The sequence below is a fragment of the Mesorhizobium sp. B2-6-1 genome (assembly GCF_006440475.1).
Classification (GTDB): Bacteria; Pseudomonadota; Alphaproteobacteria; order Rhizobiales; family Rhizobiaceae; genus Mesorhizobium.
On record NZ_VFUH01000002.1, the window covers coordinates 290,478 to 313,475 of the forward strand.

Annotated in this window: 18 protein-coding genes and 2 pseudogenes; 14 read left to right on the top strand and 6 right to left on the bottom strand. The window is 61.4% G+C overall.

The features are described 5' to 3' along the window. Positions 1–61: 61 nt before the first annotated feature. From FJ443_RS06125 to FJ443_RS06135, 3 genes are read left to right on the top strand one after another with little or no spacing between them, the layout of a single operon-like run. Positions 62–1,015, top strand: a complete 954-nt coding sequence (locus FJ443_RS06125; protein ID WP_140498118.1) for an ABC transporter permease — start codon at positions 62–64, stop codon at positions 1,013–1,015. Beyond that, a complete protein-coding gene (locus tag FJ443_RS06130) occupies positions 1,012–1,890 on the top strand; it encodes an ABC transporter permease (RefSeq protein ID WP_140663098.1) in 879 nt (292 codons plus the stop codon). Before FJ443_RS06125 ends, FJ443_RS06130 begins: the two co-directional genes overlap by 4 nt. Beyond that, positions 1,883–3,934 (top strand): ABC transporter ATP-binding protein, encoded by a 2,052-nt coding sequence (locus FJ443_RS06135; RefSeq protein WP_140663099.1) that lies wholly within the window; start codon positions 1,883–1,885, stop codon positions 3,932–3,934. Before FJ443_RS06130 ends, FJ443_RS06135 begins: the two co-directional genes overlap by 8 nt. Before the next feature lie 22 nt (positions 3,935–3,956). Here the strand turns inward: FJ443_RS06135 and FJ443_RS06140 are convergent. Continuing rightward, positions 3,957–4,517: pseudogene (locus tag FJ443_RS06140) on the bottom strand (substrate-binding domain-containing protein); the annotation flags it as partial. 62 nt (positions 4,518–4,579) lie between these two features. On the opposite strand from FJ443_RS06140, the gene FJ443_RS06145 reads away from it, so the two are divergent. Further along, positions 4,580–5,521: a GH25 family lysozyme gene (locus FJ443_RS06145; protein WP_181175073.1), complete on the top strand. Its 942-nt coding sequence runs from the start codon at positions 4,580–4,582 to the stop codon at positions 5,519–5,521. Then, the gene (locus tag FJ443_RS06150; RefSeq protein ID WP_140663103.1) at positions 5,518–7,554 is read left to right on the top strand and encodes a GH25 family lysozyme; all 2,037 of its coding nucleotides are present in this window, start codon (positions 5,518–5,520) and stop codon (positions 7,552–7,554) included. Before FJ443_RS06145 ends, FJ443_RS06150 begins: the two co-directional genes overlap by 4 nt. Positions 7,555–7,862: 308 nt before the next feature. Here FJ443_RS06150 and FJ443_RS06155 read toward each other — a convergent pair whose 3' ends face one another. Beyond that, positions 7,863–8,765, bottom strand: coding sequence for a LysR family transcriptional regulator (locus FJ443_RS06155; RefSeq protein ID WP_140663105.1), 903 nt, complete (start codon positions 8,763–8,765; stop codon positions 7,863–7,865). 114 nt (positions 8,766–8,879) lie between these two features. On the opposite strand from FJ443_RS06155, the gene FJ443_RS06160 reads away from it, so the two are divergent. The 7 genes from FJ443_RS06160 to FJ443_RS06190 all read left to right on the top strand — a co-directional run bounded on the left by FJ443_RS06160 (position 8,880) and on the right by FJ443_RS06190 (position 17,397). Beyond that, complete coding sequence (locus tag FJ443_RS06160; protein WP_140580717.1) at positions 8,880–10,535, top strand: ABC transporter substrate-binding protein; 1,656 nt, start codon at positions 8,880–8,882, stop codon at positions 10,533–10,535. A gap of 174 nt (positions 10,536–10,709) precedes the next feature. Beyond that, a complete protein-coding gene (locus tag FJ443_RS06165) occupies positions 10,710–11,579 on the top strand; it encodes a DUF427 domain-containing protein (protein ID WP_140497901.1) in 870 nt (289 codons plus the stop codon). A gap of 80 nt (positions 11,580–11,659) precedes the next feature. After that, complete coding sequence (locus tag FJ443_RS06170) at positions 11,660–12,424, top strand: SDR family oxidoreductase (RefSeq protein WP_140514719.1); 765 nt, start codon at positions 11,660–11,662, stop codon at positions 12,422–12,424. Between the two features lie 451 nt (positions 12,425–12,875). After that, on the top strand, positions 12,876–13,850 hold the full coding sequence (locus tag FJ443_RS06175) for an ABC transporter substrate-binding protein (RefSeq protein ID WP_140663106.1): 975 nt from the start codon (positions 12,876–12,878) through the stop codon (positions 13,848–13,850). Between the two features lie 76 nt (positions 13,851–13,926). Further along, complete coding sequence (locus FJ443_RS06180) at positions 13,927–15,012, top strand: glycine betaine/L-proline ABC transporter ATP-binding protein (protein ID WP_140663108.1); 1,086 nt, start codon at positions 13,927–13,929, stop codon at positions 15,010–15,012. Beyond that, complete coding sequence (locus FJ443_RS06185) at positions 15,009–16,985, top strand: ABC transporter permease subunit (protein ID WP_140663111.1); 1,977 nt, start codon at positions 15,009–15,011, stop codon at positions 16,983–16,985. The genes FJ443_RS06180 and FJ443_RS06185 overlap by 4 nt, the downstream gene beginning before the upstream one ends. Positions 16,986–17,019: 34 nt before the next feature. Continuing rightward, positions 17,020–17,397: a GFA family protein gene (locus tag FJ443_RS06190; protein ID WP_140514715.1), complete on the top strand. Its 378-nt coding sequence runs from the start codon at positions 17,020–17,022 to the stop codon at positions 17,395–17,397. A 6-nt stretch (positions 17,398–17,403) separates the two neighbouring features. Here the strand turns inward: FJ443_RS06190 and FJ443_RS06195 are convergent, their stop codons facing one another. Continuing rightward, positions 17,404–18,762: an NAD(P)/FAD-dependent oxidoreductase gene (locus tag FJ443_RS06195; protein WP_140558273.1), complete on the bottom strand. Its 1,359-nt coding sequence runs from the start codon at positions 18,760–18,762 to the stop codon at positions 17,404–17,406. Positions 18,763–19,023: 261 nt separating this feature from the next. Between FJ443_RS06195 and FJ443_RS06200 the strand changes: the two genes are divergently transcribed. Both FJ443_RS06200 and FJ443_RS31570 read left to right on the top strand, forming a co-directional pair. Then, positions 19,024–19,746: an XRE family transcriptional regulator gene (locus FJ443_RS06200; RefSeq protein ID WP_140580709.1), complete on the top strand. Its 723-nt coding sequence runs from the start codon at positions 19,024–19,026 to the stop codon at positions 19,744–19,746. Between the two features lie 111 nt (positions 19,747–19,857). After that, positions 19,858–20,227, top strand: a pseudogene (locus FJ443_RS31570) (endonuclease domain-containing protein). 128 nt (positions 20,228–20,355) lie between these two features. Here FJ443_RS31570 and FJ443_RS06210 read toward each other — a convergent pair. Genes FJ443_RS06210 through FJ443_RS06220 form a run of 3 tightly spaced genes read right to left on the bottom strand, consistent with a single transcriptional unit; the run spans position 20,356 to position 22,964 of the window. Continuing rightward, a complete protein-coding gene (locus tag FJ443_RS06210) occupies positions 20,356–21,396 on the bottom strand; it encodes a DUF3445 domain-containing protein (protein WP_140497883.1) in 1,041 nt (346 codons plus the stop codon). Positions 21,397–21,405: 9 nt separating this feature from the next. Next, positions 21,406–22,371, bottom strand: a complete 966-nt coding sequence (locus FJ443_RS06215; protein ID WP_140663114.1) for a PDR/VanB family oxidoreductase — start codon at positions 22,369–22,371, stop codon at positions 21,406–21,408. Next, positions 22,368–22,964, bottom strand: coding sequence for a dimethylamine monooxygenase subunit DmmA family protein (locus tag FJ443_RS06220; protein WP_140497879.1), 597 nt, complete (start codon positions 22,962–22,964; stop codon positions 22,368–22,370). The genes FJ443_RS06215 and FJ443_RS06220 overlap by 4 nt, the downstream gene beginning before the upstream one ends. Positions 22,965–22,998 lie beyond the last annotated feature (34 nt).

The window sequence follows — 22,998 nt, forward strand, 5'->3', positions numbered from 1 at the left end:
AAAGCCAATCCTATAACAGCCAGCTTCCTGACGGGAGCTGGCTACTCAGGGAGTGTTAGCCATTCTCTCGTTCCTTGTCCGGCGCGTCTCGCTTTCGCTCGTCACGCTGTTCCTGCTCAGCATCATGGTCTTCCTGGGCGGCCAGGTGCTTCCAGGCAATGTCGGGCGCGCCATATTGGGGCCGTTCGCCGACCAGCGCGCCGTCGATGCGCTCAACCATTCGCTCGGCGTCGACCGGCCACTGCTTGCCCAGTACTGGAGCTGGATTTCAAACTTCGTCCAGGGCGACATGGGCACGTCCTACATCTTCCGCTCGCCGGTCGCCCCCTTCGTTATCGATGCGCTGGGGAATTCGATGAAGCTGGCGGCGGTCGCCTTCGTGCTGGTGGTGCCGATCGGCATCCTTGGCGGCGTCGTCGCGGCCCTCAACCTCAACCGGCCGCTCGACCGCATCATCAGCCTTGGCGGCCTGTCAGTGACGGTGCTGCCGGAGTTCGTCACCGGCATCATCCTGATCCTGATCTTCGGCGTCTGGCTGCGCTGGCTGCCGATCTCGGCGGCATGGCCGCGCGATGCCGGTTTCTTCACGCAGCTTTACTACCTGATCCTGCCGGCGCTGCCGCTGTTCCTGGTGCTGTTCGGCTATATCGCGCGCATGGCGCGCTCGGGCATGATCGAGGCGCTCGATTCCGACTATACGCGAACCGCGGTGCTCAAGGGCCTGCCCTGGCGCACGGTGATCTGGCGCCATGTGCTGCGCAATGCGCTGCTGCCGACCATCACCGTCATTGCCACCCAGACCGGCTATCTCATCGGCGGGCTGGTGGTGATCGAGACGCTGTTCCGCTACCAGGGTATCGGCTCGCTGATCTTCACCGCTGCGCGGGGCAAGGATTTCCCGATGCTGGAATCGGGCATCCTGACCATCGGCATCGTGTATGCCGTGGCCACCCTTGTGGCCGACTTCCTCTATTCCGTGCTCAATCCACGCATCCGGCTGGGGTCAGAACAATGAGCGCCGTCCAGACCAGTCCCGCCAGACAGGACGACACCCGCCAGCGCAGCCCCCTGGCGGAGGTTTTGTCCTCGCTGCTTCGCTCCGGCACCTTCCTCGTCGGCATCACCATCGTGCTGTTCTGGGTCGCCTGTGCGCTGTTCGGCGAACATTTCGCGCCCTACGATCCGCTCGTCGACGACATCATCAACGCGCTGGCGCCGCCTTCGGCCGAACACTGGTTCGGCACCGACCAGATCGGCCGCGACGTCTTCTCGCGCGTCATCGTCGGCTCGCGCGACATCCTGACCGTCGCGCCGCTGGCGACATTGCTGGCGACGGTGGCCGGCACCGCGCTCGGGCTGCTCACCGGCTACTTCCGCGGTATTGTCGACGATGTCGTCAGCCGCATCCTGGAAGCCTTCATGGCAATCCCGGTGGTGATCGTGGCGCTGCTCGCCATCGTGGCGCTCGGCACGTCCAAGACCACCGTCATCGTGGTCATCGGCCTGAGCTTCGCGCCGATCATCGCGCGCACCGTGCGCTCGGCGGTGCTGGCAGAGCGCGAGCTCGACTATGTCGCCGCCGCCCAGCTCAGGCATGAGAGTGCGCTGCATACGATGTTCGTCGAGATCCTGCCCAACGTCATTCCGCCGATCCTGGTCGAAACCACCGTGCGGCTTGGTTATGCCATTTTCGCGGTCGCCACGCTTTCCTTCATGGGCTTCGGCATCCAGCCGCCGTCGCCGGACTGGGGGCTCTCGATTTCCAGCAATTACGGCATGATCGGCGGCGGCTTCTGGTGGACCGTGCTGTTCGACGCGCTCGCCATCGCCTCATTGGTGATCGGCGTCAACCTGGCGGCCGACGGCGTGCATGGAGCCTTCAATGACTGAACCCTCCAAGACCCGGAAGGCGAAGGCCCAGAACGCACTCGACCTCAACGACCTGTCGGTCGCTTATCGTGTTTCGGGCCGAAACCGGGCGGTGCTGCGCAATCTCAGCCTGACCATCGGCCAAGGCGAGGCCTATGGGCTGGTCGGCGAATCCGGCTGCGGCAAATCCACGGTCGCCCTTTCCGTCGTGCGCTACCTGCCGCGAAACGGTTCGATATCAGGCGGCGCGATCTCGCTCGACGGCCAGGACGTCATGAAGCTCGATGCCGAGGCGCTCAGGCAAATGCGCGCCGAAAGCGTCTCCATGGTCTATCAGGACCCCGGCAAGGCGCTGAACCCGTCGATCCGCATCGGCCGCCAGCTGGCCGAGATCTTCGAGCTTGGCGGCAAAACGGGGCAGGCAGCCGAGGATCGCGCAATCGCCATGCTCAACCGGGTGCGGATCTCCGATCCGGCCAGCGTCATGCAACGCTATCCGCACCAGCTTTCCGGCGGCATGCAGCAGCGCGTGGCGATCGCCATGGCGCTGGCCAACGATCCTTCGATGCTGATCCTGGATGAGCCGACGACCGGCCTCGACGCGACCGTCGAAGCCGAGGTGCTCGACCTGATCGCGCAGCTGCGGCAAGAATTGTCGGCCTCGATCCTGTTCATCAGCCACAATCTCGCCGTCGTCTCCAACATGTGCGATCGCGTCGGCGTGCTCTACGCCGGCATGCTGGTCGAGGAAGGACCGACGGAGGCCGTCTTCAACGATCCGCGCCACCCCTATACGGTAGCGCTGCTGCGCTGCCTGCCACGCGGCGGCCAGCGCAAGGACCAGGGCCGCCTCGACACCATCCCGGGCTTTTTGCCCGGCATCGGGGCCGACATCAAGGGCTGCCCCTTCACCGACCGCTGCGCTCTCGCTACCGACCGCTGCCGCAACGAGTTGCCGCCGCTCTACGAACTGGGCGGCCGGCTGTCGCGCTGCCACTATCACGAGAAGGCGCAATCCCTGCCGCGCGCGACGCCCAGCGACGCGCCCGCCGCGCCGAAAGCCGCAGCCGCGCCGGTATTGCGGGTCGCCGGGCTGAACAAGACCTTTGCCAGCCATGGCCATTCGCTGCGCGCGGTGAAGGACGTGTCGCTCGATCTCAGGCCGGGCGAAACGCTCGGGCTGGTCGGCGAATCCGGCAGCGGCAAGACCACTTTCGCCAGGCTGCTGCTCGGCCTCGTGCCGCCCGACGACGGCGGCAGCATCGAGCTCGAGGGCAAGGCGCTGGCGCCGCTGCTGGGGGACCGCAGCGACGACCAGGTCAAGGCGATGCAGATCGTCTTCCAGAATCCGGACTCCGCACTTAACCGCTCGCATTCGATAAGGCATCTGATCGGCCGCGCTCTGAAGCGGCTGGCAGGCTTGAGCGGCAAGGCGCTCAAGGCGCGCCTCGACGACCTCGTCCGCTCGGTGCGGCTGACCGACCGGCATCTGGCCGTGAAGCCGCGCCAGCTGTCGGGCGGGCTGAAACAGCGCGTTGCCATAGCGCGCGCCTTCGCCGGCGATCCACGCATCGTCGTGTGCGACGAGCCGACCTCCGCGCTCGATGTGTCGGTGCAAGCCGCGATTCTCAACCTGCTCGCCGATCTGCAAGCGAAGGAAGACGTCAGCTACATCTTCATCTCGCATGATCTTGGCGTGGTGCGCTACCTCTCCGACAAAATCGCCGTGCTCTATCTCGGCCGCATCATGGAGCTTGGGCCGTCGGAGGACGTTTTCTCCGGCCCGCATCATCCCTACACCGAAGCGCTGCTGTCGGCCGTGCCCAGGCTCGACCAGACCGAGACGGCGCGCATCCGTCTCGACGGCGAAATCCCCAGCGCCACCAATCCGCCGCCGGGCTGTGTCTTCCACACGCGCTGCCCACGCAAGATCGGCCCGATCTGCGAACAACAGGAACCGCCGCTGGCCGAGGCGCGCCCCGGACACTCGATCCGTTGCCATATTCCCTATGTGGAACTCGCCAGGCTGCAGAGGCCGGCAGCGGTCGATACCGAGCCGGCGTAGCCGAACATACGGCCCCTGCCCTTCACGGATGGCCGGCCATGCTGAAGGACCGGTCGCCCTCGGCAAAGCCCTGCTCGCCGGCCCAATCCCTCGTCAGTGCCCGCAATCCCGCCAAGGCCACGTCGAGCACATCCGACGACGCCGGATTGCTGGGATAGGCAAGATAGATCGGCCGCTGAAACATGGGCGTGTTCGCGACGCGTTTCATTTCGCCGCGCTCGATATGGCCGCTGACGGCGCTGAGCGGCAGATAGGCGGCGGCTTGCTGCGACAGCACGTGCTGCAAACCGATGAAGACCAGGCCGGCCGAAATGGCCGGCTTGACCATGCCGGCAAACGCCCGATCATGCTCGATGCGGAATTCGAGCCCCCAGTCCATCAGTATGTAGTTCTCGGTCCATGGCTTCGTCTGCGCGGCATGCTGGACAAGCACGACCTGATCGACGGCCAGCGTTTCGTAAACAATGCCGGGATGCGGCCGCGGCAGATAGAGGATGCAGATGTCGAGCAGACCTTCGGCCAGTTGATCGATCGCCAGATCGGGAAAACTGCCCTCGAGCCGCAACGCAACGTTCGGCCGTTTGACAGGAAACCTTCTAGGGAATATAGTTACCTAAGGTAATGCTGAACCATCAGGAGAATTGCATGGTTCGCCTAATCCATAGTCTCACACTCATATCGACATTGACCTTCTTAAATAGTTCTGCGCTTGGTGATGACGGTGGTGATAAGCTATCGATTCTTACCGATGACGCATCCCGACAAATTCTCTTTAAAAGAATCATTGAGGCAGAAGAAAAAGAACCTGACTTGCCGGGGAAGCCGTTCAAACTAAACGGTAGTTTTACTTTTCCTCAAAATGCTGAGGTAGACGATAAGAAGCCTCGTGAAAAATCGTACTTTGGGGTCGATATAAGTCACCATACAAACCCCTCGATTAACTTTCAAAATTTTAAACAACAGAAGATTTCATTCGTCTATGCAAAAGCAACGCAAGGGACAAAATTCAAAGACGGGAAGTTTGCTGAGTATTATTCGGCCCTTGCTGAACTTCCCAGCAATAGGAGACTTTTGCGGGGCGCCTACCATTTCCTCACTGCAGAGGGAGATGGGGGTGATCAGGCGGATACGTTCGTGAATTTTGTTTCTTCCAACGGGGGATTTGGCGATCAGGACCTTCCCCCGGTTGTGGATTTGGAATGGGATGCGTGGAAGGACAATCCTGATCGTTGGCAAAACAAAACTCCAGACTACATAGTTGGCACAGCGCTTGCTTTTTTAAACAGGGTTGAGGAGCGAACGGGAAAAGTGCCTATGTTGTACACGACGGTCTCGTGGTGGAAAGAACGGAACATTCCTGTGGCCGAGTTTAAGAAATTCAGCCATTTTAAATTGTGGATTGCGGATTATTCAAAGTCGAGCAGAGCTGTGGAGGCGCCGTCAGTTTTTCCAAATTCAACTTGGCACATTTGGCAGTTTACGTCGAGCGCTCGAGTTACATCGGGCTATTCCAAGGCGCTGGATGCGAATATATTTAAGGGAACACCGGAAGAATTTAAGAAATTCTTTGGAGTAGCTTTACCGTGATCCAAAAGACGACAATCCTCATCTTTGTCGCGGCAATGGGCTGCTGGGGATTACTCTGCAAAGGCGCAATGGGCGCGGAATATTGCTCAAACCATGCAGAAGTTGATAATTTAGATAAATGCAAATTCTTCTACTTTTTTCGATCAGATGAGGCGCCCGCAGATAAACGCATTTCCAACAATTTGCAGATCAGACGGGGTGACTATAGTAGAAGTATTGCCCTATTGGTGGGAATTGACAGTTATCCCAATCTTGAAGTGACGACGCTCGAACCCGCAAAGAAGGATGTCGATCATCTTGAGCAGTTTTTGAAGGATAATCAATCTTTCGATGAGGTCATCGTCCTAAGGAACGAAGACGCTACTCAGCAGAACATTAGTTACTTTCTTCGAAACTATTTTGGTAGTCGTGCTGCGCTATACCTGGGGAAAGCGCGAATTATTTTTGCTTATTCTGGTCACGGGGTCGAGAGTCATGATGCAATTCCTGGTTCTCTTGTTTTGTCTGCCGCCTTTGGCGACACAGATAAAGACAATTTATTTTCACTGGGCGAACTTCATTCCATTCTCAAAGACCTAGCCAGAAGCAGCTTTCATGTGTTGGCATTGATCAACGCGTGCTATGGGGGAGATATTTTTGGTGTGGGAGACACCGGTAGTAACGAATTCAATACTCGCGAACGCGGCGCACACATCGTTACGGCGGGCCGAAATGACCAGCCAGTATGGTCGCTAGGCGGTGCGGACCAAGGCAGTATCTTTTTTGACACCTTGATCGAAGGAATAACCTCACCGACAACACCTGCTTGGCCAGTGGTTATATCAAGCACAGACAAAGAGGTGTTGATGTATGGAGGTGTCATCACCTTGGGAGACATCGTTGGCTACCTAACCAAAAGGTTTAATAACTTTATTGAAAATAGTGTTACGAGTCTGACTTACAACCAGATTTACACGGTTCCATGGGTAGGCACAGTGGAGCCGGGTGGCGTGCACGCCAACGGGGCGTTTTTTTTCCTAGGTCCCGTGCATCACAACGATTCCGAGCTAACATCGAAAGACACGTGGCAGGTGCCAAGTGGGATTGAACTGTCACAATTGGACAAGCTGTCGGGCAACGTGATTGTTCATCAACCCGATAAATTAGTATTTAATCAGCCTGGCCTGTACTCGAAACGAGGTTTCGAAATTTCGGAACATAATGGCCATGCGGATTTCCAGCGAGTACAAAAGGCTGGAATTGATTATATATTTGTTCGATCCAGCGTTGGGTCTGACTACAAAGACCCGAATTACAAAGAAAATATCGGTGGAGCGCGAGTAGCCGGGATAAAAGCGGGTGCGCTACATACCTTCGACTACTGTGCTAACGCTGCTGAGCAGATGAAGAATGTTCGGTCTGTGGTCGAGCCTGGAAGTTCCTCGTTACCCATCACTCTCCAATTTCCTTCGCCCGGCAGAGGTGCGGAGAAGGAGTGTTCGCGCAAGGCGGGCTGGCAGCGTCAAGCTCTGAAAATGGCAGCTGCCATTCAGAAGGCTTATGGAAAGAGTCCGATCATAAATACCAGCAGATACGTAACGGAGAATATCAAACTGGAAAGCGCGTTTGCTAAGTTCCCCATTATGCTAGGGGACGGGCGTCAGCAACCGTCAGTGAATTTAGGATTGAAGGCGCCCTGGTCTTTTTGGCAGTTTACGGACAGAGCTGCTGTGGATGGGATATCAGGGCCTGTCGCTGCGAGCGTATTTTTTGGAAACTCCTCGCAGCTTATGTGGCTTGAACGTGGTAAGAACGTTGCATTGCTTGCAGTGGAGGGCAAAAAGCCGGCATCTGTAGATCGGGATGCTGCCTCCACGAAGCGTTCTCGAACAGTTGGGGCGCCTCGAAAGTCGAAGCCTGTTAGCCAGGCCCCAATTGTCTCGCAGGCTGTTAACAAACCGAAGACGAAGCCAACGAACGTTGTCGGAGGAGGGGCGAATAACGGTGGTGGCGCATCGCACGGGAAGGGAGCCGAAAGTTCAACCTCCCGTTAAGAGGCGAATGGCTAGGACAATGCATCCTTCGTTCGCATGCTTGGTATTGGCGCATGTTTTTGCTGGTCAGGCCCATCGGCCTACTGCTGCTAGTCCCCCCACATCCACATCGCTGATCCCCTAATTTGGCCGTTCGACCGTCTCAATGAATGCCTTCGCCAGCGCCTCGAACCGCCGCTCAGCGAGGCGCGCCCCGGACACTCGATCCGCTGCCATATTCCCTATGCCGAACTGGCGAGAGCTGCAGAAGGCGGTCGTGGCCGAGCCGGCATAGGCAAGGTATGGATGATCGCATTTTTCTGGCCGGTTCACAACTGGCCGGCCATGCTGAAGGACCGGTCGCCCTCGGCAAAGCCCTGCTCGCCGGCCCAATCCCTCGTCAGTGCCCGCAATCCCGCCAAGGCCACGTCGAGCACATCCGACGACGCCGGATTGCTGGGATAGGCAAGATAGATCGGCCGCTGGAACACGGGCGTGTTCGCGACGCGTTTCATTTCGCCGCGCTCGATATGGCCGCTGACGGCGCTGAGCGGCAGATAGGCGGCGGCTTGCTGCGACAGCACGTGCTGCAAACCGATGAAGACCAGGCCGGCCGAAATGGCCGGCTTGACCATGCCGGCAAACGCCCGATCATGCTCGATGCGGAATTCGAGCCCCCAGTCCATCAGTATGTAGTTCTCGGTCCATGGCTTCGTCTGCGCGGCATGCTGGACAAGCACGACCTGATCGACGGCCAGCGTTTCGTAAACAATGCCGGGATGCGGCCGCGGCAGATAGAGGATGCAGATGTCGAGCAGACCTTCGGCCAGTTGATCGATCGCCAGATCGGGAAAACTGCCCTCGAGCCGTAACGCAACGTTCGGCCGCTCGGCGCGCATCCATTCGACCCATGGCGAAGTGATGCGCTCCCACAGATAGGCGGGCGCGGTCAGCCGGAGCAGTGTTTCATAGCCATCGGGAACGGCGATGTCCTGCCTCGATTGCTCCCAGGTGCGGGTGATGGCGGACGCATGCGGCAGGAACTGGCGGCCGGCCGGCGTCAGCGTGATGCCATCGCGGTCGCGGATGAAAAGCCGTCGCCCCAACTGCTCCTCCAGCACTCTTATCCGCGCACTGACGGTGGACTGGGCAAGGTTCAGCCGATTGGCCGCGACGGTGAAGCTGCCATGCTCGGCAATCTCCAGGAAACTGCGCAGGTTTTCGGTGTCCATGCCTTGGCTCTCCGCATCGAAAATTCCGATGGCCCCTATCAAAAAATATCGCTTTCCGCTCGCGGTCAACGATGAACTAGATGGCCTGCCCCAAGACAAGCGAGGATTGCAGCCATGCCGAAGCATTTCGAGAGGATCGACATCGCCCGCCGGAATCTCACTGCAATCGAAAATTCCGCTGTCGACGAATTGCTGGCCGGCCGGCTCGACCGGCGCGATTTCCTGCGCCATGGCAGCGTTCTCGGCCTTTCGCTGCCGTTCTTGGGCAGCCTTGTCGCCGCCGCCGGTCTCGGCACGCAAGAAGCCCGCGCCGAAGGCAAACCGGGCGGCACGGTGCGCGCCGGCGTGGCGACGCCAGGCGGGGCCATCGATCCCGTCACCTACTACGACAGCGGCAGCTACCAGCTGGTTTTCCAGACCGCCGAATTCCTCTGCGTCACACAGCCGGACCTCACGCTGAAGCCGGTGCTGGCGGAAAGCTGGTCGCCGAACGAGGACGGCAGCGTCTGGACGTTCAAGCTGCGCAAGGGCGTGAAATTCCACAATGGCGAGGACTTCAAGGCCGACGACGTCGTCGCGACCTTCGACCGGCTGGCCGACCCGGACGGGGCCTCGAACGCGCTTTCGGTGTTCAAGGGCCTGCTGTCGAAGGGCGGCACCCGCAAGGTCGACGACCACACCGTCGCCTTCCATCTCGACGTGCCGAACGGCAGCTTTCCCTATTCGGTGTCGATCGACAACTACAATGCCGTCATCCTGCCGGCGAGCTACAAGGGCGACTACGAAAAGACCTTTGAAGGCACCGGCCCGTTCCGGCTGGAGAGCTACACGCCGAAAGTCGGCGCTACCTTCATCCGCAACCCCGATTATTGGGGCGAGAAGGCGTTGCCCGACCGGCTCGAGTTCAAATTCTACGGCGATGTCCAGCCGCGCATCCTGGCGCTGCAGGCCGGCGAAGTGGACATTCTCGACGCCGTTCCGCTCGATGTCAGCCAAGTGGTGCTGAACAGCCCCGACATCACCGTGCTGCGCGTCGCCTCGACCGCGCACCGCCAGCTCCACATGCGCTGCGACATGGCGCCTTTCACCGACAAGCGCGTGCGCCAGGCGCTGGCGCTGTGCATCGACCGTTCCAAGCTGGTGGATGGGCTGTGCCGCGGGATGGCGGCGACCGGCAATGACAGCCCGTTTGCGGCGGCCTTCCCCGCGACCGACAGAACGGTGCCGCAGCGCGCCCAGGACATCGCCAAGGCCAAGCAGCTTATGGAAGCCGTGGGCCTCAGCAGCGGCTTCGACATCACGCTGACGACGCTGCGCTACTCCGACATTCCCGGCTACGCGCAGCTGTTCCAGAACTTCGCCAAGGAGATCGGCGCGCGCGTCTCGCTCAACATCGAGGACCAGGACAAATATTACGGCAAGGCGGTGTTCGGTCAATCGGACTGGCTGGACAGCCCGCTCGGCATCACCGACTACGCCCATCGCAGCGTGCCGAACGTCTTCCTGAAAAGCCCGCTGGTCAGCGACGGCCCGTGGAATGCGGCGCATTTCAAGAGCGCCGCCTATGACGGCATGGTCAATTCCTATCTCAAGGCGCTCGACATCGGCGCGCAGCGGGCGGCGGCGTCAGACATCCAGAAGCTGCTGCTCGACGAGACGCCTGTCATCTTCAGCTATTTCCCCGACCTCCTGGTGCCGGTGCGCAAGAATGTCAGCGGGCTGCCGCCGATCGCCGCCGGCCTGCTGCTCGACCGGGTGTCGCTGGGATAGAGGCTGGATGGACAATTTCTGCTTTCGGGCGGCGAGGCTATCCGCCAGCGGGGCTGCGAAGGGCGATGGGGGGCCATCGTTCGAGCCGCTCGACTCAGGAGAAGCCCGCCGCCCGGAAACCCACTCCGATACGATGACTCAATCCAGGTCCATCTCGCTTTGCGCCAACACTCGATGACAAAAGAAAAGAAACGGGAGACTACCATTCGCAAGCCTCATTTGCGCGGCCGCGGGCCGCATTTTCCCTTGCTCGACACGATCGTGCAGTATGAGTTCGAGCCCGGCTACGTCGCCTTCACCATGCCGATGCAGAAGCGGCTGCGCGTGCAAGTGGGATCGATGATCGTCGCCGACACGACCAGGGCGCTGGTGTTCTACGAATCCGATCACCTGCCGGTCTACTACTTCCCGATGAGTGACGTGCGCGAGGAGTTCCTGCTGCCGAGCAGGACGACGACGGAAGATCCGTTCAAGGGCCTGGCTACGCACTACTCGCTCAACACCGGCATCACGCTGGTCGAGGATGCCGCCTGGCGCTATCTCGACCCGGTCAAGGGCTGTCCGCCGATCGCGGACTACATGTCCTTCTACTGGCCCAAGATGACGCACTGGTATGAGGAGGACGAGGAGATCTTCGTCCACGCCCGCGACCCGTTCCGGCGGGTCGACTGCCTGCCGTCCTCACGGCGGGTGCAGGTCATCCTGGACGGCGAGCAGGTCGCCGATTCACGGCGCGGCGTGTTCCTGTTCGAGACCGGCCATCCGGTACGCCATTATCTGCCAATCTCCGACACGCGGCTCGATATGTTCGCGCCCAGCCGCTACATCTCGCGCTGCCCCTACAAGGGCATCTCCAACTACTATCACGTGACGACGGGCAAGAAGCGCCACGAGAACCTCGTCTGGTATTATCCCGAGCCGGTGCATGAGGCGGAGCGCATCAAGGGCCTGGTCTGCTTCCATCACGAACTGGTCGACAAGATCCTGGTCGACGGCGTCGAGATCCCGAAAGAAGCCACGGCCGCCTCCGACGGCTATTTCTAGCCGTGTCGCCATGCCCGCGCTGAAGGCTTGATCGGAACGCGGGACAGCGCATACCCTCCCTGAAGCAGGGAGGGCTATCGATGGATCTTTTCAAGCTGGACGGCGATGTCGCGCTGGTTACCGGTGCCGGCAGCGGCATCGGCCAGGCAATCGCGATCGGATTGGCGCAGGCCGGCGCCGACGTCGCCTGTTTCGGCCATGCATCGAAGGGCGGGCTGGAGGAGACCGCACAGCGTATCACCGCGCTTGGGCGCAAGGCGCTGGTGCTGACGGGCACGGTGACGTCCGAGGGCGATCTCGCGGCGGCGACCGACCGCGTCGAGAGCGAACTCGGCGCCCTGACGATTGCCGTCAACAATGCCGGCATCGCCGGATCGGAGCCGGCCGAGACAATGGCCCTGGAGACGTGGCGGAAGGTGCACGAGGTCAATGTCGCCGGCGTGTTCCTGTCCTGCCAGGCCGAAGCGCGCAAGATGCTGGCGCGGCGCAAGGGCTCGATCGTCAACATCGCCTCGATGTCGGGCACCATCGTCAATCGCGGGCTGACGCAGGCGCATTACAATTCCTCGAAGGCCGCCGTCATCCACATGTCGAAGAGCCTCGCCATGGAGTGGGCCGACCGCGGCCTGCGCGTCAATGTGGTCAGCCCGGGCTACACGCTGACGCCGATGAACAAGCGGCCGGAGGTGGCGGAAGAGATAAAGATCTTCAAGCGCGACACGCCGATGGGGCGCATGGCGGCGCCCGAGGAAATGGTCGGGCCGACCGTGTTCCTGGCCAGCCGCGCGTCGAGCTTCGTCACCGGCCTCGACCTGATCGTCGATGGCGGCTACGTCTGCTGGTAAGGTGGCTCGGCAGGTGGGTTGGGTGCGACCTCGCCTGCGGTCCGAATTATGCATCCAGCAAAGCCTTAGTCGTTGCGCGCGATGAACGTTGGTATATATAATTTTCATCCCATGAAACCGTCCTGGCGATGGGGCTTGCCGGGCCGATAGCCGAGGTCAGGGGACCCTGATGGCTCGCATTTTGCAGGGCGCCATAAGGCTGGCAATCGACCGGCAGGTGATCGCTGTCGTAGCGATGCGTCGGCAGCTATGACGCCGACCCTCTCAGCACCATTTCCGCAAATCAAAAACTCAGCACAATCCCGCCTGCGCCGGTTTTGGCCGCGCGATGGCGGAAACGGCCTTGCGCAAAGGCAGGTCTTTCCAACACAATCAAGAAAAAACCCAACAAGGGCAGAAAGACGCAAGAAGGGAACGAACGATAACCGTCACAGCTTGAAGGAGAACAAGCATGTCATTTCGGAGCAGAGTTTCTAAACTGTGCCTGGGCGCCGCCGCGCTCGCGGCACTGAGCCTGCCAACGCTTTCCGTCCACGCCGCAGCCCCTGAATCCAACGACCCCATCAAGATCGCGCTGTTCGACTGGACCAGCGTCAACCTCAACGCCAAGATTCTCGGCGGCATTCTCGAAAAGCTCGGCTACACCGTCGAATATCCGACCGCCGATTACCTCTCCAGCCTGACCACCGGTCTCACCAATGGCGACCTCGATGTCGGCCTGGAATTCTGGGACACGACCGCCGGCGAGGCGATGAAGGCTTCCGATGCCACCGGCCAGACCGAGCGCCTCGGCAAGCTCGGCCCCAAGGCCAAGGAAGAGTGGTGGTTCCCCGAATATATGAAAGAGAAATGCCCCGGCCTGCCCAATTGGGAAGCGCTGAAAGACCCGAAATGCGCCGAGGCCTTTTCGACAGCCGAGACGACACCCAAGGGTCGTTATCTCGGCGGTCCGGTGACCTGGGAGGGTTTTGACGACGAGCGCGTCGAGGCACTCAAATTGCCATTCACAGTCATCCACGCCGGCACCGACGCGGCGATGTTCGCGGAGCTGGATTCGGCCTATCAGCGCAAGGCGCCGATCATGCTGTGGATCTATTCGCCGCATTGGGCGCCGGCCAAATACAAGGGCGAGTGGGTCGAATTCCCCGAATACACGCCCGAATGCTACAGCGACCCGAAATGGGGCACGAATCCCGATGCCAAATATGATTGCGGCAAGCCGCATGGCGAGATCTGGAAATATGCCTGGAACGGCATGAAGGACAAATGGCCCGTCGCCTACAAGGTGGCCAAGGCCTACACGGTCGACACCGACGAGCTCAACAAGATGAGCGGCGAGATCGACCTCGGCGGCAAGACGCCGGAGGACGTCGCCGCCGCCTGGATCGCCGTCCACGAAGCCGACTGGAAAGCCTGGGCACAGTGATTGCTCCGACTGGAGAATGAGACCCGGCCGTCGATCGGCCGGGCCTCAATCGTCGATATTCCAGAAGGACGCTTGAATGCCTGACAAGACCGAACAGGGATCAAACGTTGCGGGCGCGCCAAAGGATGCCCGCCCGATAAAGCTGGCCTGCCGCAATGTCTGGAAACTGTTCGGTTCGAACGCGGCCAGTTTCATCCGCGAGCGCGACGGCAAGGCCAGCATGGCCGATGTCGCCGCTGCCGGACTGGTCGGGGCGGTACGCGGCGTCGATCTTGAAATCCGCCAGGGCGAGGTCTTCACCATCATGGGGCTCTCGGGGTCGGGCAAGTCGACCCTGGTGCGCTGCATGTCGCGTCTGGTCGAGCCGACGCACGGCAAGGTCGAGTTCGAGGGCAAGGACCTGCTCAAGATCTCCGATGCGGCGCTCATCGAACTCAGGCGCCACCGCATGGGCATGGTGTTCCAGAATTTCGCGCTGCTGCCGCATCTCAACGTGCTGGACAACATCGCCTTTCCGCTCAGCATCCAGGGGCAGGACCGCGCGACGCGCGAAGCACGCGCCCGCGACGTGATCGAGCTTGTCGGCCTGCGCGGCCGCGAGCATTTCTATCCGCGCGAACTTTCAGGCGGCCAGCAGCAGCGTGTCGGCATCGCCCGCAGCCTGGCGACCAAGCCGGAGATCTGGTTCCTCGACGAGCCGTTCTCGGCGCTCGACCCGTTGATCCGCCGCGAGATGCAGGACGAGCTGATGCGATTGCAGACCATGCTGCACAAGACCATCGTCTTCATCACCCATGATTTCGACGAGGCGATAAGGCTGGCCGACCGCATCGCCATCATGAAGGATGGCGAAGTCATCCAGATCGGCACGCCGGAGGAGTTGGTGGTTGATCCCGCGACCGACTATGTCGCCGAATTCACCCGCGACGTCGACCGCGCCAAGGTGATCTCGGCGAAGAGCCTGATGCGCGCCTGCGACGGCGCCGAGCATGGCGGCACGGTGGCGCCAGAGGCCAAGATTGCCAGCTTCTCGGCCAGCATCGTCGCGGCCGGCAGACCGTTCGCGGTGGTCAACGGCAGCGGCAAGCCGATCGGCGAGGTGACGCCGCAAGCGGTGATCGACCTGCTCGCCGGCATCGAGCGGTCAGGAGCCGGTGCATGACAGTAACGGCAAGCGCCAGTGGGACGAGGCCGCGACCGGCGCAGACCCGGCTGCTGGTCTGGGCCGCAGCGCTTGCCGTGGTGCTGGTCGTGTTCCTGCTCCAGGACAGTCTCCCCTGGGCTGCCAACTATCCGGCCGAGGCGATCGTGCCGGTCGCCGATTGGGTCAGCGCCCTGATGCGCTGGATAAAGATAAACCTGTCATGGCTGACGCGGTCGATCACTGCCGTGCTCGGCGTGCCGCTCGATTTCGCGCTCGACCTTCTGGCAAAGAATTTCAAGATCGGCCACGGTGCCGACGCCTATATGCTGCCGCGCCTGTCCTGGATCGGCGTCTGCGCGGCGGCGTTTGTCGCCGGGCATGCCGCTGGCGGCCGCAAGCTCGGCATGCTGGTCGGCGGCTGTTTGCTCTACATCGCGCTGTTCGGCCAATGGACCAGCGCCATGCTGACGCTGGCGCTGATTTCCATCGCCGTGCCATTCTGCATCGCCACGGGATTGTTCGTCGGCATCTGGGCCTGGCGGAAACCCTGGGCGGAGCGGCTGGTGGTCTCCCCTGCCCTCGATCTGATGCAGACCATCCCGACCTTCGCGTACCTCATCCCGATGCTGCTTCTGTTCGGCAACAGTCCGGTTTCGGCGATGATCGCCACCGCCATCTTCGCCGCGCCGCCAATGGTGCGGGCAACGATGCTCGGCCTGTCGCGGGTGCCGTCCGAGATCGACGATTTCAGCGAGATGGCCGGCTGCACGGCGCGGCAGAAACTGTGGCGCGTGCTTTTGCCGTCGGCGCGGCCGACGCTGATGGTCGGCGTCAACCAGGTGATCATGCTGGCGCTGAACATGGTGATCATCGCCTCGATGATCGGCGCCGGCGGGCTAGGCTATGACGTGTTGCTGGCGCTGCGTGCGCTGAAGGTCGGCGAAGCCATGGAAGCGGGGCTGGCCATCGTGGCGCTAGCCGTCGCGCTCGACCGGCTGAGCCAGGCCATCGCCGCCAACCATGCAAAAGGTCACGTCCACCGGCAAGTCCAGCCCGCCTTCTGGCGGCGCAATCTGACGCTGGCCGTCGCCATCCTGATCGCCACCACACTGCTTGGCCTCTTCGTGCCTGCCTTCGCGGCGGTGCCGAAGGCGATCACCTTCACCACCGCGCCATTGTGGAAAGCGGCGGTGAATTGGGTGACGATCAACTTCTTCGATATCATCGAGGCGTTCCGCGTGGCGCTGATCCTTAACGTGCTGAACCCGGTGCGCGCCTTCTGCGAGGGCTTTCCGTGGCTGGGCGCGGTGTTCCTGCTCGGCCTTGCCGGCTATCAGCTTTCCGGCCTGCGCCTGGCCGCTCTGGTGGCAGTGCTGACCGCCTTCTGCGCCGTCACCGGGCTGTGGGAAAAGACCATGGCGACGGTCTATCTCTGCGGCATCTCTGCTTTCATCGCTTGCCTGATCGGCATTCCCATCGGCCTGATGGCCGCGCGCAGCGATCGCGTCGAGAAGGTGATCACGCCCGTCATCGATACGCTGCAGGTGCTGCCCTCCTTCTGCTTCATCATTCCGGTGGTGATGCTGTTCCGCGTCGGTGACGTCACCGCGATGATCGCAACGATCGCCTTCGCCGTGGTGCCGGCGATCCGCTATACCAATCACGGCATCAGGCAGGTGCCGCCGGCGCTGATCGAGGCGGCCAAGGTTTCGGGCTGCACGCAGCGCCAGACCTTTTTTCGCGTGCAATTGCCGCTCGCGCTGCCCGAGATCATGCTGGGCGTCAACCAGACGATCCTGATGGCTTTGGCGATGATCATCATCTGCGCCATGGTCGGCACCCGTGATCTCGGCCAGGAGGTGTTCATCGCGCTGTCCAAGGCCGATTCCGGCCGCGGCATCGTGGCGGGCCTCGCCATCGCCTTCATCGGCATCGTCGCCGATCGGCTGTTCAATGCCTGGACGGCCAAGGCACGGGCGAGGCTGGGTTAAAGCTCAACCGGCGAACTTATCCAGGGAGGAAGACATGACCAGCAGGATTGCCCGCTGCACCTGTGGCCAATTGCAGATCCGCTGTCCGCAACAGCCGGCCAAAATATCGCTTTGCCATTGCCTGGACTGCCAGCGGCGCACCGGCAGTCCGTTCGGGATAGCGGCTTTTTTCGATGCCGACGCGATCGACATCGACGGCTCATCCCAGACATTCCGGCGCAATTCCGACAGCGGCTTTCCCGTCACGTTCCACTTTTGTGGAAACTGCGGCTCGACGGTGTTCTGGTATCCGTCGCGCAAACCGGAGGCGGTCGCTGTCGCGGTCGGCTGTTTCGCCGATCCGTCTTTCCCTGCGCCGACGCAAGCCGTCTATGGCGAAAGCCGCCACGACTGGGTCGTGTTGCCGGCCTGAAAGCCGCTACTCCGCCGCGACGCCCTTCACCTCCAGATAGCTCTCCATCGAATCGTCCAGCGCCTGAAGCCAAGGCGTATGGTGCAGCGGCGCCATGGTGCCGGTCATCAACGAGCGGTAGGAATGGTCGCGGAAGCTCATGATGTCTTCCACCTTGTGATGCTCCCATTCCATGAAGGTCTGGTTGACCGCCTCGACGTCGAAGCCGGGATAGTCGGTCTGGTCCATCAGTTCCTTGGTGTAGTCGCCCTGGAACCAGATCATCTGCTCGGCGTCTTCCAGCGTCTCCTCGCGCGCCCGCCATCTGGCGCCGTGCTCGGCCATTGCCTGCGCGGACGGCAGCTTGATGCGGCCCATGATGACGTCGCGCGCGAACCAAGCCTGCGCGTCGAACATGTTGAAAGTGTAGAACTGGTCCTGCATGCCAATGTAGAAAAGCTTCGGGTTCTTCTCCCAAACGACGCCTTCATAGAGATCCAGCGGCCACATGCGGTTGGCGGTCTTGAGCTTCAGGTCGTCGGTGAGGAAGGGGAAGGAATGGAGATAGCCGGTGCACAGGATGATGGCGTCGACATCCTTGGTTGAACCATCCTTGAAATGCGCGGTCTTGCCGACGACCTTCTGGAGCAGCGGCACCTCTTTCCAGTTCTCAGGCCATTTGAAGCCCATCGGCTTGGAGCGGTAGCTCGAGGTGATCGACTTCGCGCCGTATTTGTAGCATTGCGAGCCGATGTCCTCGGCCGAATAGGAGCGTCCGATGATCAGGATGTCCTTGCCCTTGAATTCCATCGCGTCGCGGAAATCGTGGCTGTGCAGGATGCGGCCGTTGAAGGTCGAGAACCCCTCGAAATAGGGAACGTTTGGCACCGAGAAATGCCCGGAGGCGACGACGACATTGTCGAACTCTTCCGAATAGGTGACGTCATTGGTGCGGTCATGCGCGGTGACGGTGAATTTCTTCGTCTCGTCCGAGAAGGTCACCATGCGCACAGGACTGTTGAAGCGCACCCATTTGCGCACGCCTGACTTTTCGACGCGGCCCTTGATGTAGTCCCACAGCACGGCGCGCGGGGGATAGGAGCCGATCGGTCGGCCGAAATGTTCCTCGAACGTGTAGTCGGCGAATTCCAGGCATTCCTTCGGCCCGTTCGACCAGAGATAGCGATACATCGAGCCGTGCACCGGATCGCCATGTTCGTCGAGGCCGGTGCGCCATGTATAATTCCACAGGCCGCCCCAGTCGGACTGCTTTTCGAAGCAGACGATCTCGGGAATGTCTGCCCCTTTGTCGGCCGCTGACTTGAAGGCCCTGAGCTGTGCTAGGCCGGACGGTCCGGCCCCGATGACGGCAACGCGAGTGTTCATGTCCGGGCCTCCATTTTTTTTTTTTCCCCAGCGAAACAAATTTCACTGGCAGTGACAGTAATTGGCCCTCCGGCACTGTCAACAGCCATCTGCGGGAACGGCGTTTGCGCAAGGCGGATTCCTGGCGAAGAACCCGCATTGCCCGAAATCGCGGGATTGGCGCATGCGGCATAAGACGGCTTGCCGACGCGGCTGCGCTCATGTATCGCCACCGAATATGTTCACCTTGAGTGAAATAAATCCGCGAAGTCCGGGGGCGACATGGCGAAAAACGCTTCAAATCCAAAGGCCGGTGCTGGAGCCGGCGGCGCAAAGGCAAAGCCGCTGCCAAAGGTCTCGGTGGACGGGAAGACCATCCGCGCGCCGCTTACCCAGAACCCGCACGCCATCCGCGACACGCGTGAAAAGGTGCTGGAAGTGGCGATCGGCCGCGAGGTGCGCGCGTTCCGCAAGAAGCTCGGCATCACCGTCGCCGATCTGGCGGTCGCCACCGACATTTCGCTGGGCATGCTGTCGAAGATCGAGAACGGCATCACCTCGCCGTCGCTGACCACCTTGCAGGCGCTGTCGCGGGCGCTGGGTGTTCCCGTCACCGCCTTCTTCCGCCGCTTCGAAGAGGAGCGCAGCGCCGTTTTCGTCAAGGCGGGCGAAGGGTTGGACGTCGAGCGCCGCGGCACGCGCGCCGGCCACCAGTACAATCTGCTTGGCCATATCGGCTCAAACACCAGCGGCGTCGTCGTCGAGCCCTATCTGATCACGCTGACCGAGGATTCGGACGTGTTCCCGACCTTCCAGCACGAGGGCATGGAATTCCTTTATATGCTCGAGGGCGAGGTCATTTACCGGCACGGCAGCAATCTCTATCCGATGAAGCCCGGCGACAGCCTGTTCTTCGACGCCGACGCCCCGCACGGACCGGAGCAGCTGACGAAACTGCCCATGCGCTATCTGTCGATTATTTGCTATCCGCAGAGCGCGGGTTAACGGGGCTCGATTCCTTTTTTACAGCATTGGCGATTGGCGAAAGCCGAAGTGACATCCGATCTCCCCCCTTGAGGGGGAGATGTCCGGCAGGACAGAGGGGGGCGAACCGCGATGACGCATAATCTCGTATCCTCCAACAACCGCCGCAATGCGCGCAGGATGCGCAAGGTGATGACCGACGCCGAACTCAAGCTCTGGAATGAGATCAGGGCACGTAGGTTGATGGGACTGGGGTTTTCGGCGCCAGATGCCTATCGCCGGCCATATCGTCGATTTTGCATGCCCGGACAAAAAGCTGATCGTCGAGCTTGATGGTTCCCAGCATGGCCAAGCCGAAGCGTTGGAATTGGACGCTGCAAGAACCGCCAAGTTCGAAGCCCTGGGGTGGACCGTCCTGCGCTTCTGGAACGACGATGTTATCCGCGACATCGACAGTGTCTGCCAGCATGTCGTGATTGTGGCCGGGCTGGGCGGCGGGTGAGTTTCGCGGAGCGTTAGAGGTTGGACATTGGGCAAGGCCTGCGCTCCACGGCGCCCCTTCTGCCCTGCCGGGCATCTCCCCCTCTTGGGGGGAGATTGGCTGCTTGGAGGGCAGCGTCAATACAGCAATCAATCCGGCCCGAATCCCGGGCTCGTCGCACTGCCATCATCCAATTTCGACAGCCACTCGACCAGTGTCGGGCGGTAGCGCGTCAGCCCCTTGTAGGTGGCAAGCTCCTCGGGCAGGTCGCGGACGACGCGGTGCAGGCGGCGCGCCCATTTCGGTTGCGTCACCAGCTCGTCCATCTTGATCAGGTAGCAGCGGATCGGGAAGACGATGGCGTTGGAGCGCGGCAGGCGCCAGAAGCTCTGCAACTCGACGCGCAGATGCACCTTGTCGCCGACATTGTCGGGCGTCACCGTCGCCCGGTCCGGGCCCCATTTGTGATAATTCTCGGGGCTGGTGTCGAGGCGCGGATTGACGGTCATGGTCCAGTTCAGGCGACGCGCCGGCTTGCCCTGCTGGATGTTGATGAGGAACTTCAGCGCCCTGACGAAAATCCCCTTTTCATGTGCCAGCGGTACCGGCGCGTGCCACTCGAAGAAGTTCATGCCGATGTCAAAATCGAGCGACCAGTCGGCCTGGGTGGTGACCATTCCGGCATCCATCCAAAGATTGCCGTCGCGCTGATCGAGGATGCAGAAATCGCCCTGGCTCTGGCGGGTGATGTACTCCATCGGCCCGTAAGGCAGCGTCGTTGTGTCGCCGAAGGTGAAGGTGTCGTCGATGCCGAGCGGCCGGTTGATCCAGCGCCAGCGATCGCCGTCTCGGGTCAGCGTGAAATGCTCGGGATAGCCCAGCGCCTGCTGCTCCATCAGAAGTTCGAGCAGATCCCAGCCGGCGAGCGTCATGTGCGGCAGCGACTGGCAGCGCAACGGATCCTCGGCCAGGACCAGAGCGCGGTCCTGCATCTCGGCGACATAGTGCTCATCGACATCTATCAGGTTTTCCAGCACGCTGCCCTTCGGACCGACGACATGCGGCTCGATGTTGACCGCATACATGTAGCTGTCTTCATGGAACGGAAACGGGAACCGCCTGATGTGCTCAGGGCTGTTCCTGAAGGTGAAGTCGTCGCGAAACGTTTCCTTGCGAAAGGTGATGCCCAAGCTCGCCTCCTATCTTTCCAAGACCAGCGATTTGCCTTCGAAGCGCGACACGCACGGCATGATCTTGCAGCCGGAGCGATGATCTTCCTCGCTCAGCCAATGGTCGTTGTGGATGAACTTGCCGTCGGACGCGATGACGTTGGTTTCGCATTGGCCGCAAACGCCGCCGCGGCAGAGATAGGGCGGATCGACGCCGGCCGCCTCGATCGCCTCGAGCAGGCTCTGCTGCTCGCCGACCCGGATGGTCTTGCCGCTGACGGCCAGCGTCACATCGAAGGGCAATCCCGGTTGCGGCGCCGCGAAATGCTCGAAATGCACGGTCTCCGGTGGCCAGCCAAGCGCGGCGGCGCGCTCGCGCACCCAGCCGATCATGCCTGCCGGACCGCAGACATAGAGATGCGTGCCGAGCGGCTGCGACGACAGCAGCCGGTCGAGGTCTATGCGTTCCCCGCGGTCGTCGTGATAGAGCCGGACCCGGCGGCCGTAGCGCTGTTGCAGCACATCGGCATAGGTGCCGAGCGAAGCCGTGCGGCAGGTGTAGTGCAGTTCGAAATTGCCGCCCTCGCCTGCCAACTGCGCGGTCTGGGCCATGAAGGGCGTGATGCCGATGCCGCCCGCCAGCATCAAATGTTTCTTCGCCCGGAGATCGAGTGAGAACAGATTGACTGGATAGGAGATCACCATCTCCAGGCCGGGCTTGACGCTCCGGTGCATAAACAGCGAGCCGCCCCGGCCGACATCGTCGCGACGTATCGAGATCGTGTATTCGCGCGTGTCGAGCGGCGAGCCCATCAGCGAATAGGGATTGAGCCTTGTGCGGTCGCCGTCGCGCATCTCGACCACGACATGGGCGCCGCCTGAAAAGGTCGGCAACAGCTCGCCGTCGCGGCGGCGGAAATGAAAGCGGGTGACCAGCTCGTTGACGGGCACAACATCGCTGACGACGACGTCGAGCTTGGTGGTGCCGGTGCTCATCGGAAGACCTCCTCGAACGGAGGAATTTCGCTGCGATCCTCGGCATTGATGCAGACGCCCTGGAACGCCGCCAGCCGCCGCGAATAGTGGTCGCGTACCAGAAGTAGCAGGCCGCAATGCGAGCAGGTGGCGGGTTGCGTCGTTACATTCTCGGTGATGCCCTTGCAATGCACGCACTGCACGCGGCGCGCCAGCGAGCCGCGATGTTCGGTCTGGATCGCGGTGTGGTCGATGCCGGCATCGAGCGCCACCTGCATGGCCTGGCCGATCAGCCCTTCGGTACCGGCGAGATAGAGGCGCAGGCCCATATGCGCGTTATCAAGCGTCTGTTTCAGCCGCGGCAGCAGACTGGCGAAGGACGGCGCCTGGTGGAAGCGCGCCGGTTTCAGCGCTTCGAGAGCGGCGACTTGCCTGTCGTCCGGCCCGGGAATGAAGACGATCTCGGCACCGTCGAAGAACCCGTCCGGAGCCGTTTTGGCCATGTCCGCTATCGCGAGCGCACCCTCGGCATCGGCGATGAAAAGATGGTGCTTGCCGGGCTGCGGAGACAAGGTTCCGTAGACGGGCCGGCTGATGATCGACTTGGCTGCCATTCTCTGCTTCGTGCCTCGAACCCTCGCCTTCGAC

Coding starts and splice junctions, on each gene's coding strand:
- FJ443_RS06220 (WP_140497879.1), bottom strand. CDS start 22,964: ATGGCAGCCAAGTCGATCATCAGCCGGCCCGTCTACGGAACCTTGTCT.
- FJ443_RS06190 (WP_140514715.1), top strand. CDS start 17,020: ATGACCAGCAGGATTGCCCGCTGCACCTGTGGCCAATTGCAGATCCGC.
- FJ443_RS06155 (WP_140663105.1), bottom strand. CDS start 8,765: ATGGACACCGAAAACCTGCGCAGTTTCCTGGAGATTGCCGAGCATGGC.
- FJ443_RS06215 (WP_140663114.1), bottom strand. CDS start 22,371: ATGAGCACCGGCACCACCAAGCTCGACGTCGTCGTCAGCGATGTTGTG.
- FJ443_RS06165 (WP_140497901.1), top strand. CDS start 10,710: ATGACAAAAGAAAAGAAACGGGAGACTACCATTCGCAAGCCTCATTTG.
- FJ443_RS06180 (WP_140663108.1), top strand. CDS start 13,927: ATGCCTGACAAGACCGAACAGGGATCAAACGTTGCGGGCGCGCCAAAG.
- FJ443_RS06175 (WP_140663106.1), top strand. CDS start 12,876: ATGTCATTTCGGAGCAGAGTTTCTAAACTGTGCCTGGGCGCCGCCGCG.
- FJ443_RS06135 (WP_140663099.1), top strand. CDS start 1,883: ATGACTGAACCCTCCAAGACCCGGAAGGCGAAGGCCCAGAACGCACTC.
- FJ443_RS06160 (WP_140580717.1), top strand. CDS start 8,880: ATGCCGAAGCATTTCGAGAGGATCGACATCGCCCGCCGGAATCTCACT.
- FJ443_RS06200 (WP_140580709.1), top strand. CDS start 19,024: ATGGCGAAAAACGCTTCAAATCCAAAGGCCGGTGCTGGAGCCGGCGGC.
- FJ443_RS06195 (WP_140558273.1), bottom strand. CDS start 18,762: ATGAACACTCGCGTTGCCGTCATCGGGGCCGGACCGTCCGGCCTAGCA.
- FJ443_RS06130 (WP_140663098.1), top strand. CDS start 1,012: ATGAGCGCCGTCCAGACCAGTCCCGCCAGACAGGACGACACCCGCCAG.
- FJ443_RS06185 (WP_140663111.1), top strand. CDS start 15,009: ATGACAGTAACGGCAAGCGCCAGTGGGACGAGGCCGCGACCGGCGCAG.
- FJ443_RS06170 (WP_140514719.1), top strand. CDS start 11,660: ATGGATCTTTTCAAGCTGGACGGCGATGTCGCGCTGGTTACCGGTGCC.
- FJ443_RS06145 (WP_181175073.1), top strand. CDS start 4,580: ATGGTTCGCCTAATCCATAGTCTCACACTCATATCGACATTGACCTTC.